Genomic DNA, 14,225 nt, shown 5'->3' on the forward strand with positions numbered 1-14,225 from the left:
CGATCTCGCGGTCGGGTCAGTTAACGTCGGTGAAACAGATGAGTGATGGGTGAGCAACACGCCGCTCCTACCGTCACCCACGATCTCCACCAGCGAATGAAGGAGCCCGAGAGAGTGTTCAGCAACGCCGAAGAGGTACTCAAGTACATCTCGGACGAGAAGGTCGAGTACGTCGACATCAGGTTCTGCGACCTGCCCGGCGTCATGCAGCACCTCACCGTCCCCGCCAAGACGGCCGGCGACCTCCTGGAGAACGGCGCCGCCTTCGACGGCTCCTCCGTCCGCGGTTTCCAGGCGATCAACGAGTCCGACATGGCGCTGTTCCCGGACACCACCACCGCGCGCGTCGACCCGTTCCGCAAGCACAAGACGCTGAACATCAACTTCTTCGTCCACGACCCGATCACCGGTGAGCCGTACTCCCGGGACCCGCGGAACGTGGCCCGCAAGGCGCAGGAGTACCTGGCCGCGTCCGGCATCGCCGACACCGCCTACATGGCGCCCGAGGCGGAGTTCTACGTCTTCGACTCGATCCGGTTCGGCACCGACCCGCACCAGGCCTACCACCACATCGACTCCGCGGAGGGCTGGTGGAACACCGGCCGCGAGGAGGTCGGGGGCAACCTGGGCTACAAGGTCAACTACAAGGGCGGCTACTTCCCCGTCCCGCCGGTCGACCACTACGCCGACCTGCGCGCCGACATCGTCACCGCGATGCAGGCGTCGGGCTTCGAGGTGGAGCGCGAGCACCACGAGGTCGGCACCGCCGGCCAGGCCGAGATCAACTACAAGTTCGACACGCTGCTGCGTGCGGCCGACGACGTCATGCTCTTCAAGTACCTGGTGAAGAACGTGGCGTGGCAGAACGGCAAGACCGCCACCTTCATGCCGAAGCCGCTCTTCGGCGACAACGGCTCGGGCATGCACGTGCACTCGTCGCTGTGGAAGGACGGCCAGCCGCTGTTCCACGACGAGTCCGGCTACGGCGGCCTGTCCGACACCGCCCGCTACTACATCGGCGGCCTGCTGCACCACGCGCCGTCGCTGCTGGCGTTCACCAACCCGACGGTGAACTCCTACCACCGCCTGGTCCCGGGCTTCGAGGCGCCGGTCAACCTGGTGTACTCCGCGCGCAACCGCTCGGCCTGCATCCGGATCCCGCTGACCGGTGACAGCCCGAAGGCCAAGCGCGTCGAGTTCCGCTGCCCCGACTCGTCGGGCAACCCGTACCTGGCGTTCTCGGCGATCCTGATGGCCGGTCTCGACGGCATCAAGAACAAGATCGAGCCGCCGGCGCCGATCGACAAGGACCTCTACGAGCTCCCGCCCGAGGAGGCCAAGGACATCGCGCAGGTCCCGTCCTCGCTGGGTGCGGTCATCGACAAGCTCGAGGCCGACCACGACTACCTGCTCGAGGGCGGCGTGTTCACCCCGGACCTGATCGAGACCTGGATCTCCTACAAGCGGGAGAACGAGATCGACCCGCTGCGGCTGCGCCCGCACCCGTACGAGTTCGCCCTGTACTACGACGTGTGATCCACACCTGACCCACGTCACACCGAGGCCCGGCTCCCGCGAGGGAGCCGGGCCTCGGCGCGTCCTGCCCGGTGCGCGACCGGTGGGCGGGCCGCCTCGTCGGAGGCGTTCGAGACGTCAGAGACGTTCGACGCGGTCGGCCTGCGGGCCCCGGTCGCTCTGGCGCACCGCGTACCGGACCCGGTCGCCCTTCTGCAGCGCCTCGGCGTCCCGGATCACGGACACATGGACGAACAGGTCGTCCCCGCCGGCGTCCGGGGAGATGAACCCGAAGCCACGCTCCTCGTCATAGCGCACGACGACGCCCTCGCCGCCCCGTGCCGGAACGTCCCGCGACGCCGGTCCGGCGGCGGGAGCGGGCCGGCGCGGCGTCGAGGGCTCGCCGCTGCGAACCAGGTGCACGTCACGGGCCTGGGGGCCCTTCTCCGCCTGCGCCACCTCGAAGGCGATGCGGTCGCCCTCCGCGAGCCAGGTCAGTCCCTCGGCCAGTGCCCTGGCGTGGACGAAGACGTCCTCGTCGCCGGAGTCGGGGGTGACGAAGCCGAAGCCCTTGCCCTCGTCGTACCAGGTCACCGTTCCGTCGGCGCCGTCGTCGCCGTCCGCCTCGCCGTTCGCGGCGGGCAGGCCCGCCCCCTCCCCCAGCGGGATCACGTGCCCGGCCTGCGGGCCGCGCTCACCCTCGACGATCAGGAAGGCCACCCGCTGGCCCTCGGCGACCACGCCGCCGGTCACGATGGCGGAGCTGTGCACGAAGATGTCGGCGCCGCCGCCGTCCGGCGTCGCGAAGCCGTAGCCCTTGGCCGGCTCGTACCAGCTGACGGTGCCGAGCAGGCCCACCGCGCTGCCGGCGGCCGCGTCGGCGGTGACCCGGACGCGCAGCGCCTGCGGGCCGCGGTCGTTCTCGCCGAGCTCGAACTCCACGGCCTGACCCTCGCGGAGCACGGGTGCGCCGCCGCCCCCGACGATCTCCGAGGCGTGCACGAACACGTCCGGCGAACCGTCCTCGGGGGCGAGGAAGCCGAAACCCCGTTCGGCGTCGAACCAGCGGACGGTCCCGTGCGGCATGAAGAGCTCCAGATCGGAAAGGCGGATACCGGCCCAGTCTCCCCGACGGCCCTCGCGGTGCGACGGGCCGGGCCCACGAAGAGGCGGGACGAGTCGGCCGCCGACACCCGGTACCGAGATGCCACGGGAGATGTCGGGCAGCACGCTCATCGACGCGAGAGCGACCGCACAGAGGAAGCGGGACCACCGAGGACCGGTCGACGAACGCCCCTCAGCTGTTCCTCTCCGACCCTCGACTGAACAGCAGGACGTCGAACGAACCGGTCCGCGGCTCAGGTCGACCCAGCGGATCCGGCAATGGATGCGCGGCCCGTTCGAGTACCGACATCAGCGTGGCGAGTTCCTGAGGGGGCTCCTCGGCCAGCAGGTTCTCGGCGTAGTCGATCACCACCAACAATCCGGAGGCCGGGCGCCCCACTCGATCCCCGAAGACGGCCCCCAGGTGACCATCGTCGATTTCCAGCAGCTCCCTGAGGCACTCGTCGAGCGCGTCGTAGTTCTGGCCGTAGTAGCCCGGCAGCTCGAGAGCGTCCCCCAGGCTGCGGAGCGCATCCTTGTACGTGCGACACCGTTGCCCCTGGACCAGGACCCGGTGAATCCCCTTCCGTCGCGCCACCCGTGCGACAGCAGAGTCGATCACCCGGTTGTACTGCGACCGGCGCAACCAGTCGCCGTCCGCCGCATCCTTCGTCGACAGCTCCATTCTTGCGACACGCGAGATCTCGGAGTGAACATCGAGCCAGAACTCCGACGTGGTCGACAACGCTTCTCCCTCCGACACGGCAAGCACAGAGAACTGGAGGACGTTCTCGCGATGACAGCACGGCACGTCGTCCTCGATCGACCGGACCGCTACCCGCCTCGCTCGCAGGATCGGGTCCGCACATACGTCGGAGCCCGCCCGAAGAGTTCCGGGCGGGCTCCGACGAGGGTGTTACGCGCGTGTCAGGCGCGGACCTTGCGGCCCACGATCACGCGGTAGATCGCCAGCAGGATCAGCGCACCCACGATGGCGAGCAGCCAGGTGGAGATGTTGAAGAACCCGCCGAGACCGACGCCGAACACGGCGCTGCCGATCCAGCCGCCGAGCAGCGCTCCGACGACACCCAGGATCAGGGTGACGATGATTCCGCCCGGGTCCTTGCCCGGCATGATGGCCTTGGCGATGGCGCCCGCGATCAGCCCCAGCACGATCCACGCGATGATGCCCATGTCTGTCTCCCTCGCTTACGGTCCGTTCGTGACGAACCGAATCTGACCGGTCGGCATCGAGTGACCCGTGGGGGTCGTGGCGAAACGTCCCCGGTGGTCACCGTTCGGATGCGATCAGGCGACGACAGGACGTCGGCCCGCTCCGAACGGCACCGTGGAGACGCCCGGTGCCGCCGGTGTACACCCGTCGCCACCACGCAGTTCCCGATGTCGTGTAGGACGTCGACGACGCTAACCACCGACGGTCACGGGAACATCGCGGAACACCCCTGCCCCACCATCAGGTGCCGGAGTTCCCACGGTCGGGGTCCTCCCCGATGCGCACGCGTCACGCGACCGGCACGACCGGGCCGGCGACACCCGCTCGTGGTCAGGGCCGCTCGGAGCATCCCAAACGCGGAATCGGTGCAGCGATCCTCTCACCGACCGCGTCCGCGGACTCGTTGACAGGAGTGGAACTCGGATGCTTGACTCAGACCTACCGTGTTCCAGGTCACACGGAGTGCGGGCCACACCGGCCCACCCACTCCGTTCGATGACATCGACCGGGTGTCCAAGGAACGGCACCGGCCACGCGCGCACCGCAGCCTCGCTCCGTGCCCTCCGGGGCGACCACGCACGTGCACGATCCTTCCTCGGCGGCAGGATCGTGTCCCCTCCGCGTCCCCGGGTTGACCTCGTCGCCCGGGGGCGCGGCACATAGAGGGACTCGTGGGAACAACCCGCGGGGACTACTCGGCGCCGGTGACCGCGACCAGACCGGCGGCCTCGATCCCCGCGACGGCGGCCGCCTCGTCGTTCAGCGAGGCGTCACCGGTCACGCCGACGGCACCCAGCAGCGTGCCGTCGGCATCCTTGACGAAGACACCGCCGGGCACGGAGAGGATCTTGCCGCCGGCGAGGTTCGCCACCGAGGTGAAGAACTCCGGGGAGTCCGCGGCGCGGGCGGCGATCGCGCGGTTGGTCATGCCGAGGGCGAGCACCCCGCTGGCCTTGCCGACGGCGAGGTCGGGACGCAGGAAACCCGAGCCGTCCTGGCGGGCCAGCGCGACGATCGCGCCGCCCGGGTCGAGCACGGCGACCGTGAGCGGGTTGAAGCCCTGCTCGGTGCCGTGGGCCAGGGCAGCGGCGGTGATGGTCTGGGCCTGCTCGAGGGAGATGGTCATGCCGGGAACCCTGCCATCACCACGGGCGGCGGTCAGCGCCGGGTGAGGCCGACCAGCGGGATCCTGCGGTCGGTCTTCTGCTCGTAGTCGGCGAAGCCGCCGTTGTTCTCCTTGATCCACGTCCAGACGCGGTCGCGGTCGGCGTCGTCGAGCTCGGCCGCGTGCACCTGGACGGTCTCGACCGCGCCGTGACCGTCGGCGATCTCGGCGGTCACGTCGGGGTGGGCGAGCAGGTTGTGGAACCACGCGGGGTGCTGCGGTGCGCCCGCCGCGGAGGCGACGACGACCCATCGGTCGCCGTCGGCGAACCAGCGCAGCGGCGCGATGCGCTCGGTGCCGCTCTTCGCGCCGATGTGGTGGAGCAGGATCATCGGGAGCCCGGTGAACGGCTCCCCGACCCGGCCGTCGTTCTCGCGGAACTCGCGGATCACCCTGGTGTTGAAGTCCTCTGCCATGACCCCATGCTGTCAGGCCGGTGCCCCGCCGGGGGCGAACACGACCCAGCACGCGGCGAGCGTGGCGGCGACCGCGAGGAGGACGAACAGTGCCGCCCACGCCCCGCCGCCGAGCGGGGTGAGCTCGGCGAGGCGGTCGGCGTCGGAGTGCCGCAGCCTGCCCCCGCGACGACCCCGGCGCAGCTCCAGGCAGGCCTTCACCCCACCGAACAGCAGGAACCAGGTCAGCGCGGCGGCGAACCCGGTGCGCAGGTCGGCCGGGGCGCGTAGCGCGACGAGCACGAGCACCGCCCCGGTGGCGACGACGGCCAGCCCGCCGTAGAGGTTGCGGATCTGCAGCAGCGTCGCCGCGAGCAGCACCACGGCGATCCACAGCATCGCCTGCGCGGCGTCGGCGGCGACCAGGACCGCGCCGCCGAGGCCGAGCAACGGAGGGAAGACGTACCCGGCGAAGAACATCGCGACCACGCCGGGCCCACGCCCGGCGCCGGTGGAGTGCGTGACCCCGGAGGAGTCGGCGTGCAGCCGGATCCCGGCCAGACCACGCCCGACCAGCACCGCGACGAGCGCGTGCCCGCCCTCGTGGGCGATCGTCACCGCGGTGCGCGTCAGCCGCCAGGTCGGCCGCCACGCGACGACCACCAGTGCCAGCAGCGCGGCCAGCAGCGACGCCGGCCGGGCCGCGACGAGCTCGTACCCGCGGGTGATCACGTCCAGGTCTGCCACGGCCCCAGTGAACCAGCGGGGTCCGGTCAGACCGCGCCGAGGATCTCCTCGACCGCCGCCAGCGCCGAGTCGGTGTCCTCGGCCAGGTACATGAGGTCGACGAAGGCGTGGTCGACGTCGGTGTCGGTGCCGACCCGGCGCACCAGCGCGGCCGCGTCGGCGGCGGTCTCCCCCGGCTTCGGGTTCACCCGCAGCACCGCGCCGACCGCGTCGGCGGGGCGGCCCGCCGCGGCCGCGGCGGCGCGCAGGTCCGCCCAGGGCGCCGAGACCGCGGCGTCGAGGTCGGTGACGTCGGAGGTGACGACCGGCAGGAACCCGTCGGCCCGTTCGGCGATCCGCCGCCGCGCCCGGGGGCTGAACCCGGCGAGGTAGACCGGCACGTGCCGCGGCCTGGCGTGCACGTGCGACGGTGCGACGCTCGCGAAGCGGCCGGTGAACTCCACCGGGTCGTCGTGCCACCAGGCGTCGAACAGGTCGAGAGTCTCGTCGAGCCGGGCGCCGCGCTCGCGCATCGGGACACCCACGGCGTCGTACTCCTCGGGTGACCAGCCGGTGCCGAGACCCAGCAGCAGCCGGCCGCCGGACAGGTTGTCGATCGTCGTCGCCTGCCGGGCCAGCAGCGCCGCCGGGTACCAGGGTGCGTTGAGCGTGCTGGTACCGAGCTGGACCCGCGCGGTGACCGCGGCCGCAGCGGTCAGCAGCGCCAGCGGGTCGTGCGCGGCGGTGAACTGCTCGGGCACGCTGCCCGGGCCGCCGGGCCCGCCGCCGTAGCCGACCGTCGGGTCGACGGCCACCAGCAGCCGGTCGCCGGCCCACAGGCTCGCCGCGCCGCGCTCCTCGGCGCCCGCGGCGAACCGCATGGTCCCGTCCACGTGGGCAGCGGCCGCACCGAACTGCGGGATCCCGAATCCGATTCGCACTTGACCTCCAGTCGCTGGAACCCCCGAGGCTGTACCCCGTGACCGCACCACGTACCGATGACCACCTTGTCACGCTGACGATCGGGCAGCTCGCCCGGCGCAGCGAGGTTCCCGTGCGCACGCTCCGCTTCTGGTCCGACGAGGGACTCGTCCCCGCCGACCGCAACGGCGCGGGCCACCGGGTCTACGGACCGGCCGCGGTCGCACGGCTCGACCTCGTCCGCACCCTGCGCGAGCTCGGGCTGGGCCTGGACGACGTGCGCGCCGTGCTGTCCCGCCGACGGGGGGTCGGCGAGATCGCGGCGGCACACGTCCGGGCCCTGGACGACCGGATCCGGGAGCTGCGGGCGCAACGCGCGGTGTGCACGTTGCTGGCCCGCACCGGAGACGGCGACACCCCACCCGACGAACGGAGCGTGACCCTGATGAACGACCTCGCCCGGCTGTCCGCGGCCCAGCGGCAGCACCTGATCGACGACTTCGTGAACGAGGCCTTCGCCGGCATCGACGCCGGCGCGCCCGGCGCGGGCATCGCCACCGCGATGCGGTCGATGCCGGCCGAGCTGCCCGACGACCCGACCCCCGAGCAGGTCGGGGCCTGGGTGGAGCTGGCCGAGCTCGTCGGCGACCCGGGCTTCCGGGCCCGCTGCCGGGAGATGGCCGTCGCCGGCGCCACCGTCTCCGAGCACCGCGAGCGGCAGGCCGACCCGGTCGCGGTGGCCGAACACGCCGGCGGCGCGCTCGCCGCGGGGGTCGACCCGGCCTCACCCGCGGCGGCCGCGGCGCTGGAGCGGATCCCCGGCGTCGCCGGGCTCTCGGTGGTCGACCGGGCCGCCTGGGCGGACACGGTCGACCTGTTCGCCGACCGCCGCGTCGAGCGCTACTGGACGCTGCTCGGTGTCCTCAACGGGTGGCCGCCGGCCCGGGAGCCGACGATCCCGGCGTTCGAGTGGTTCGCCGCCGCCCTGCGCGCCGCACCGGTCGGTCAGTCCTCGGACCAGCCGTAGAACACCCGCTCGACGACCGCGCGGGCCCGCCGGGTGACGCGCTTGTAGTCGTCGAGGAACTCCCCCGGGTCGCCGCCGGCGGGGTACCCGAGCGCGACGGCGACGGCGGCCAGCTCACGCCCCGAACGCGGGAGCTGGTCGCCGGGCTTGCCCTTCACCAGCATGATCGCGTTGCGGGCCGCGGTGGCGGTGCGCCAGCCCTCCTCCAGCTCGGCGGCGTCCTCGGCGCCGATCAGACCGGCCTCCGCGGCCTCGTGCAGCCCCTCCAGCGTCGAGGGGGTGCGCAGCTCGGGGACGTCGCCCGCGTGCTGGAGCTGCAGCAGCTGCACCGTCCACTCGACGTCGGCGAGCCCGCCCAGGCCCAGCTTCGTGTGGGTGGAGCGGTCCGCGCCACGGGGCAACCGCTCGGCGTCGACCCTGGCCTTGATCCGCCGGATCTCCGACACCGACGCCGCCGACAGCCCGTCCGCCGGGTAACGGATCGGGTCGACCAGCGCGGTGAACTCGCGGCCCAGCGTCCGGTCCCCCGCGATCGGCCGGGCCCGCAGCAGCGCCTGGGCCTCCCACACCTCGCCCCAGCGGGCGTAGTACTCGCGGTAGGAGGCCAGGGTGCGCACCATCGGCCCGGAGCGACCCTCCGGGCGCAGGTCCGCGTCGACCGGCAGCGCGGGGTCCGGGCTCGGCGAGCCCAGCAGCCGTCGCACCCGTTCGACGACGCGGGTCGCCCACCGCACCGCGGTGTGGTCGTCGACCCCCTCGGCGGGCGCGCAGACGAACATGACGTCGGCGTCGCTGCCGTAGCTCGACTCCCCGCCGCCGAGACGGCCCATCCCGATCACCGCCAGGGCGGCCGGGCGCTCGGTCTCGGCGCGGAGCACCGCGTCCAGGGTCGCGGCCAGCACCGCCTCGTTCACCGAGTTCAGCGCCGCGCAGACGGCGTCGACCGGCAGCAGGCCGAGCAGGTCGGCGCAGGCGACCCGCAGCATCTCGTGCCGGCGGTAGGACCGCGCCGACGCCACCGCGATCTCCGGTGTGGCCTGCCGGGCCACGGTGGTGCGCAGCGCCATCGACACCTCGGCCGGGTCCCGGGTCAGCTCCGGGCTCTGCACCCCCGAGGAGATGGCGAGCATCCGCAGCACCTCCGGAGCGCGGGCCAGCAGGTCCGGGACCAGCGCCGAGGTGCCGAGCAGGGTCATCAGGCGCTGCGCGACCGCGCCCTCGTCGCGCAGCAGCCGCAGGTACCAGGGGGTGTCGGCGAGTGCCTCGGAGACCCGCCGGTATGCGAGCAGGCCGCGGTCGGGGTCGGGGCTGGTCGAGAGCGAGTCCAGCAGCACCGGCAGCAGGGCGCGCTGGATCGACGCGGCCCGCGACACCCCGCCGGTGAGCGCCCGCAGGTGCCCCAGCGCCCCCTCCGGCGACGCCCAGCCCAGCGCCTTCATCCGTGCCTTCGCCGCCTCCGGGGTCAGCACGGCGTCGGCGCCGTCGGCGGCCAGCCGGGACACCGCCGACAGCAACGGCCGGTAGAACAGCTTCTCGTGCAGCCGGGTCACCCGGCGGGCGTTGCGCTGCCACTCGTCGACCAGCACCCCGACGACGTCGCGGCGCCCGTCCGGGCGGATCCGCGCGGCCCGGGCGAGCCAGCGCAGCCCGTCGGTGTCGTCGACGGCCGGGAGCAGGTGGGTGCGACGCAGCTTCTGCAGCTGCAGCCGGTGCTCCAGCAGGCGCAGGAACCGGTAGGACGCGGCGAGGTTGGCTCCATCGTCGCGGCCGACGTAGCCGCGCTCGGACAGGGCGGCCAGCGCGACCAGGGTGTTGCCCGAGTGCAGGGTGTCGTCGGTCCGGCCGTGCACCAGCTGCAGCAGCTGGACGGCGAACTCGACGTCGCGCAGCCCGCCGCGGCCGAGCTTCAGCTCGCGTTCGCGCTGATCGGAGGGGATGTTCTCGATGACCCGGGCACGCATGGCCTGCACCTCGCCGACGAAGTCGTCGCGGGTGCACGCCTGCCACACCATCGGGTCGAGGGCCTCGACGTAGGAGCGGCCCAGCTCGGGGTCCCCGGCGATCGGACGGGCCTTCAGCAGCGCCTGGAACTCCCAGGTCTTGGCCCACCGCCGGTAGTAGGACACGTGCCCGTCCAGGGTCCGCACCAGCGCACCCTGACGGCCCTCGGGGCGCAGGTTCGCGTCGACCTCGAAGCAGGCCTCCCCCGCGACGCGCATGACCCGCGACGCGAGCTTCGTCGCGGCCGGGGTGAGGTCCCCGCCGGGCTCGGCGACGAACACGACGTCGACGTCGGAGACGTAGTTCAGCTCCCGGCCGCCGCACTTGCCCATGCCGATGATCGCGAGACGCAGCTCGTCCGGCGGGTCCTGCTCGGCCGCGGCCACCGCCAGCGACGCCGCCAGCGCGGCCTCGGCGAGGTCGGCGAGCTGGGCCGCGACGTCGTCGACCTCCATCACCGGCAGCTCCGGGTCCCCGACGGCGGCCAGGTCGGCCGAGGCGAGGCCGAGCAGCTCGTCGCGGTAGGCCGTACGCAGCGCGGCGACGGCCTCGGCCCCGGTCAGCGACGCCCGCGCTCCCCCGACCGTCCCCGGCGTCGGCGCATCCGGGTCGGCGCCGACCGCGCGCAGCAGGTTCGCGGTGCGCCGGGCCAGGTCCGGCGGTGGGTCCCCGCGCTCGGCGGTGTCGGCCAGCAGCGGCCAGCGGTCCGGGTGGCGGACGAGGTGGTCGCCCAGCGCCGTCGACGATCCCAGGGTCGCGAACAGCCGCCCGCGCAGCCCCCGGTCGGTGCGCAGCGCCCGGTCGATCGCGGGCCACGGGGCGGTCTGCGCCAGCCGCTCGACCGCGCGCAGCGCGAGGGACTGGTCGGGGCTGCGGGCCAGCGCCCACATGATCTCCTCGCAGCCGGGCACCGGTCCGTCGGTCGCCCACCAGCCCAGACCACGCAGGGTCGTGGCCGCGTCCTCACCGGTGAGGCCGAGCCGGGCCAGCGAGGTCCCCGTGCGACGGTCCATGACCGGTGATCCTGCCCCATTGCGGGCGGCCCTTCCCTCAGGGGCGCTCAGCGGTCAGGCTCGGGGAATGCACGTCCTGATCGTCGGTGGGGGTATCGGAGGACTGACCACGGCCCTCGCGCTGGAGCGGGCCGGGATCAGGTCCACGGTCCTCGAGCAGGGCTCCGGCGCGGGCGAGCTCGGTGTCGGGTTCAACCTGCTGCCGCACGCCGTGCGGGTCCTCGACGGGCTCGGCCTGTCCGCGGAGCTGGCCGAGGTCGGGGTGGCGACCACCGACCTCACCTACGCCCACCGGCTCGGCCGGCCGATCCTGCGCAGGCCCTGCGGGGTAGCGGCCGGGTTCGCGTTCCCGCAGGTCGCCGGGCACCGCGGCCGGGTGCACCGGATGCTCGCCGACGCCGTGCGCGCACGGCTGGGGCCCGACGCGATCCGTACCCGGCACCGGGTCGACGGCGTCGAGCGGTCCGCGGACGGCGTCCTGGTCCGGTTCACCGACGACGCGCTGCCCACCGTAACCGGCGACGTGCTGGTCGGCGCGGACGGCATCCACTCCGCGGTGCGCGCGGGCCTGTTCCCCGACGAGGGACCGCCGCACTGGAACGGGGTGTCGATGTGGCGCGGCGCGACCGACTGGCCGGCGTTCCGCGGGGGCCGCTCGATGGTCGTCGCGGGCGGGAACGCGGCGAAGCTGGTGGTCTACCCGGTCGGCGCCGGAAGCGCCCCGGGGACGGTCCTCACGAACTGGGCGGTGTGCATCGCGACCGGGGCCGACGGCGACCCCGCCCCCCAGCGTCAGGACTGGTCACGGCCCGCCGACCGCGACGAGACCCTCGCCCACGCCCGCCGCTTCCACCTCGACGACGTCGACCACCTCGCGCTGGTCGCGGCGACACCGGAGATCTTCGAGTTCCCGATGTGCGACCGCGACCCGCTGCCGCGCTGGTCGCACGGCCGGGTCACGCTGCTCGGCGACGCCGCGCACCCGATGGTCCCGATGGGCTCCAACGGCGCCGGGCAGGCGATCCTCGACGCCGAGTCCCTCGCCCGGCACCTGGCCGCGGGCGACGACCCGGTGGCGGCGCTGGCCGCCTACGAGGCCGAGCGGCTGCCGATGACCGCCGACGTCGTGCTCCGCAACCGGGCGGGCGGCCCGGAGCGGGTCATCGACGAGGTCGAGCGCCGCGCGCCCGACGGCTTCGACGACCTCGACGCGGTGATCACGCCCGGGGAGCTGGAGGAGATCTTCGCCGGCTACCACCGGGCGTCGGGCAACACCCGCTGACTAGTCGGCGCCCGGGACGCTGCCCGGGGGCAGGAAGTCGACGTCGTGCAGGGCCGACTGCCGGACGACCTCGGCCGGGTCGGTCAGGTCGTGCAGCCGGTCGAACAGGTGGGCCAGCCGGCCGGCCGGGCTCACCCAGAACAGGGCGCGCGCGTCGCCCTGCTCCTTGTTGTAGTAGGCGTGCGGCAGACCCCTGGGCATGAGGACGGTGTCGCCCGGCCCGGCCTTCTCCCACTGCCCGTCCAGATAGAGCGTGAACACCCCGTCCAGGACGTGGATGTGCTCGTCCTGGGTGGTGTGCACGTGCGGCGGCACCCCGGTGCCCGGCGGGTCGAGGGTCTCGAAGGCGAAGCTGGTCTCGCTGACCGCCTTCGCCCAGTAGGTGTGGCCCAGCACGTTCCACACCCGCTTGTACTGGCCCTCGCCGGCCCGCGTGATGCCCTTCGGCAGCGGGCCCAGGATGATCTCTTCTTCGTCGAAGCCGCTCACAGGACCGGAAGGTACGTGGCGAGCTCGTGCGGTGTCACGTTCCGGCGGTAGGCGTCCCACTCGGACCGCTTGTTGCGCAGGAAGAAGTCGAACACGTGCTCGCCGAGGTACTCGGCGACGAGCTCGCTCTTCTCCATGACGTCGAGCGCCTCGGTGAGGTTCTGCGGCAGCAGCTCGTAGCCCAGCGCCCGGCGCTCGGTGTCGGTCAGGGCCCACACGTCGTCCTCGGTGGGCGGGGGCAGCTCGTAGCCCTTCTGGATGCCGGTGAGGCCGGCGCCCAGGATGACCGCGTAGGCGAGGTAGGGGTTGCACGCGGAGTCCAGGGTGCGGACCTCCACCCGGCGCGACGACGACTTGCCCGGCGAGTACATCGGGACCCGGACCAGCGCGGAGCGGTTCGCGTGGCCCCAGGACACCGCGGTCGGGGCCTCGCCACCGGTGATGAGGCGCTTGTAGGAGTTGACCCACTGGTTGGTGACGGCGGTGATCTCCCGGGCGTGCTTGAGCACCCCGGCGACGAACGCCTTGCCGGTCGCGGACAGCTCGTAGGGGTCGTCCGGGTCGTGGAAGGCGTTGTGGTCGCCCTCGAAGAGCGAGAAGTGCGTGTGCATCGCCGAGCCGGGGTGCTCGGAGAACGGCTTGGGCATGAACGAGGCCCGCACGCCCTGGGTGAGCGCGACCTCCTTCACGACGTAGCGGAACGTCATGAGGTTGTCGGCCATGGTCAGCGCGTCGGCGTAGCGCAGGTCGATCTCCTGCTGGCCGGGGCCGCCCTCGTGGTGGGAGAACTCCACCGAGATGCCCATCGACTCCAGCGTCTCGATGGTGTTGCGCCGGAAGTGCGGGGCGACGTCGTGGCTGGCCTGGTCGAAGTAGCCGCCGGAGTCCGCCGGGACGGGCCGGCTGCCGTCGCCGGGCAGGTCGCGGAGCAGGTAGAACTCGATCTCCGGGTGCACGTAGCAGGTGAACCCGGCCTCGCCGGCCTTGTTCAGCGCGCGGGTCAGCACGTGGCGCGGGTCGGCCCAGGACGGCGACCCGTCGGGCATGGCGATGTCGCAGAACATCCGCGCCGAGTAGTGCTCACCCGAGGCGGTCTCCCAGGGCAGGACCTGGAACGTCGACGGGTCGGGCTTGGCGACCATGTCGGACTCGTAGACGCGCGCGAAACCCTCGATGGCCGAGCCGTCGAAGCCGATGCCCTCGGCGAAGGCGCCCTCCAGCTCGGCCGGGGCCACCGCCACCGACTTGAGGTAGCCGAGCACGTCCGTGAACCAGAGACGGACGAAACGGATGTCGCGTTCCTCGAGTGTGCGGAGCACGAACTCCTGCTGGCGGTCCATGCGGCGGAGCCTA

The 14,225-nt window shown here is 72.8% G+C and carries 13 protein-coding genes and 1 pseudogene; 3 read left to right on the forward strand and 11 right to left on the reverse strand.

The window, feature by feature from the left end; all coding sequences use genetic code 11:
* Positions 1–114: 114 nt before the first annotated feature.
* A complete protein-coding gene (gene glnA / locus Ae717Ps2_RS16340) occupies positions 115–1,536 on the forward strand; it encodes a type I glutamate--ammonia ligase (protein WP_020626170.1) in 1,422 nt (473 codons plus the stop codon).
* Between the two features lie 117 nt (positions 1,537–1,653).
* On the opposite strand, the gene Ae717Ps2_RS39125 is transcribed toward glnA, so the two are convergent.
* The 8 genes and pseudogenes from Ae717Ps2_RS39125 to Ae717Ps2_RS16375 form a co-directional block, all read right to left on the reverse strand.
* On the reverse strand, positions 1,654–2,373 hold the full coding sequence (locus Ae717Ps2_RS39125; RefSeq protein ID WP_304442463.1) for a cold-shock protein: 720 nt from the start codon (positions 2,371–2,373) through the stop codon (positions 1,654–1,656).
* Positions 2,374–2,403: 30 nt separating this feature from the next.
* Positions 2,404–2,601 (reverse strand): annotated as a pseudogene (locus tag Ae717Ps2_RS39135) (cold-shock protein); the annotation flags it as partial.
* Between the two features lie 211 nt (positions 2,602–2,812).
* Positions 2,813–3,364: a barstar family protein gene (locus tag Ae717Ps2_RS16350; protein ID WP_139318760.1), complete on the reverse strand. Its 552-nt coding sequence runs from the start codon at positions 3,362–3,364 to the stop codon at positions 2,813–2,815.
* Between the two features lie 182 nt (positions 3,365–3,546).
* Positions 3,547–3,813, reverse strand: a complete 267-nt coding sequence (locus tag Ae717Ps2_RS16355; protein WP_075307093.1) for a GlsB/YeaQ/YmgE family stress response membrane protein — start codon at positions 3,811–3,813, stop codon at positions 3,547–3,549.
* 731 nt (positions 3,814–4,544) lie between these two features.
* A complete protein-coding gene (locus Ae717Ps2_RS16360) occupies positions 4,545–4,979 on the reverse strand; it encodes a heme-binding protein (RefSeq protein ID WP_020626168.1) in 435 nt (144 codons plus the stop codon).
* Between the two features lie 32 nt (positions 4,980–5,011).
* Positions 5,012–5,434 carry a nitroreductase/quinone reductase family protein gene (locus tag Ae717Ps2_RS16365; RefSeq protein ID WP_075307094.1) on the reverse strand — a complete coding sequence of 141 codons (423 nt, stop codon included), beginning with the start codon at positions 5,432–5,434 and terminating at the stop codon, positions 5,012–5,014.
* A gap of 12 nt (positions 5,435–5,446) precedes the next feature.
* Positions 5,447–6,160 carry a M50 family metallopeptidase gene (locus tag Ae717Ps2_RS16370; RefSeq protein WP_226361971.1) on the reverse strand — a complete coding sequence of 238 codons (714 nt, stop codon included), beginning with the start codon at positions 6,158–6,160 and terminating at the stop codon, positions 5,447–5,449.
* A gap of 26 nt (positions 6,161–6,186) precedes the next feature.
* The gene (locus tag Ae717Ps2_RS16375) at positions 6,187–7,080 is read right to left on the reverse strand and encodes a TIGR03619 family F420-dependent LLM class oxidoreductase (RefSeq protein WP_075307095.1); all 894 of its coding nucleotides are present in this window, start codon (positions 7,078–7,080) and stop codon (positions 6,187–6,189) included.
* Positions 7,081–7,118: 38 nt separating this feature from the next.
* Between Ae717Ps2_RS16375 and Ae717Ps2_RS16380 the strand changes: the two genes are divergently transcribed.
* Complete coding sequence (locus Ae717Ps2_RS16380) at positions 7,119–8,087, forward strand: MerR family transcriptional regulator (protein WP_075307097.1); 969 nt, start codon at positions 7,119–7,121, stop codon at positions 8,085–8,087.
* On the opposite strand, the gene Ae717Ps2_RS16385 is transcribed toward Ae717Ps2_RS16380, so the two are convergent.
* Positions 8,066–11,101, reverse strand: a complete 3,036-nt coding sequence (locus Ae717Ps2_RS16385) for a bifunctional [glutamine synthetase] adenylyltransferase/[glutamine synthetase]-adenylyl-L-tyrosine phosphorylase (protein ID WP_075307099.1) — start codon at positions 11,099–11,101, stop codon at positions 8,066–8,068. The genes Ae717Ps2_RS16380 and Ae717Ps2_RS16385 overlap by 22 nt on opposite strands.
* Before the next feature lie 67 nt (positions 11,102–11,168).
* On the opposite strand from Ae717Ps2_RS16385, the gene Ae717Ps2_RS16390 reads away from it, so the two are divergent.
* Positions 11,169–12,383 carry a flavin-dependent oxidoreductase gene (locus Ae717Ps2_RS16390; protein ID WP_075307101.1) on the forward strand — a complete coding sequence of 405 codons (1,215 nt, stop codon included), beginning with the start codon at positions 11,169–11,171 and terminating at the stop codon, positions 12,381–12,383.
* On the opposite strand, the gene Ae717Ps2_RS16395 is transcribed toward Ae717Ps2_RS16390, so the two are convergent.
* The gene (locus Ae717Ps2_RS16395; RefSeq protein WP_020626665.1) at positions 12,384–12,872 is read right to left on the reverse strand and encodes a cupin domain-containing protein; all 489 of its coding nucleotides are present in this window, start codon (positions 12,870–12,872) and stop codon (positions 12,384–12,386) included.
* A complete protein-coding gene (locus Ae717Ps2_RS16400) occupies positions 12,869–14,212 on the reverse strand; it encodes a glutamine synthetase family protein (RefSeq protein ID WP_075307103.1) in 1,344 nt (447 codons plus the stop codon). The genes Ae717Ps2_RS16395 and Ae717Ps2_RS16400 overlap by 4 nt, the downstream gene beginning before the upstream one ends.
* Positions 14,213–14,225: the final 13 nt, after the last annotated feature.

Origin of the sequence: Pseudonocardia sp. Ae717_Ps2 (assembly GCF_001932475.1) — a bacterium.
GTDB lineage: Bacteria > Actinomycetota > Actinomycetes > Mycobacteriales > Pseudonocardiaceae > Pseudonocardia.

What these genes read in the sequence shown, in the direction of transcription:
- Ae717Ps2_RS16355 (WP_075307093.1), bottom strand. Translation starts at nt 3,813, where the DNA reads ATGGGCATCATCGCGTGGATCGTGCTGGGGCTGATCGCGGGCGCCATC.
- Ae717Ps2_RS16360 (WP_020626168.1), bottom strand. Translation starts at nt 4,979, where the DNA reads ATGACCATCTCCCTCGAGCAGGCCCAGACCATCACCGCCGCTGCCCTG.
- Ae717Ps2_RS16365 (WP_075307094.1), bottom strand. Translation starts at nt 5,434, where the DNA reads ATGGCAGAGGACTTCAACACCAGGGTGATCCGCGAGTTCCGCGAGAAC.
- Ae717Ps2_RS16385 (WP_075307099.1), bottom strand. Translation starts at nt 11,101, where the DNA reads ATGGACCGTCGCACGGGGACCTCGCTGGCCCGGCTCGGCCTCACCGGT.
- Ae717Ps2_RS16390 (WP_075307101.1), top strand. Translation starts at nt 11,169, where the DNA reads ATGCACGTCCTGATCGTCGGTGGGGGTATCGGAGGACTGACCACGGCC.
- Ae717Ps2_RS16400 (WP_075307103.1), bottom strand. Translation starts at nt 14,212, where the DNA reads ATGGACCGCCAGCAGGAGTTCGTGCTCCGCACACTCGAGGAACGCGAC.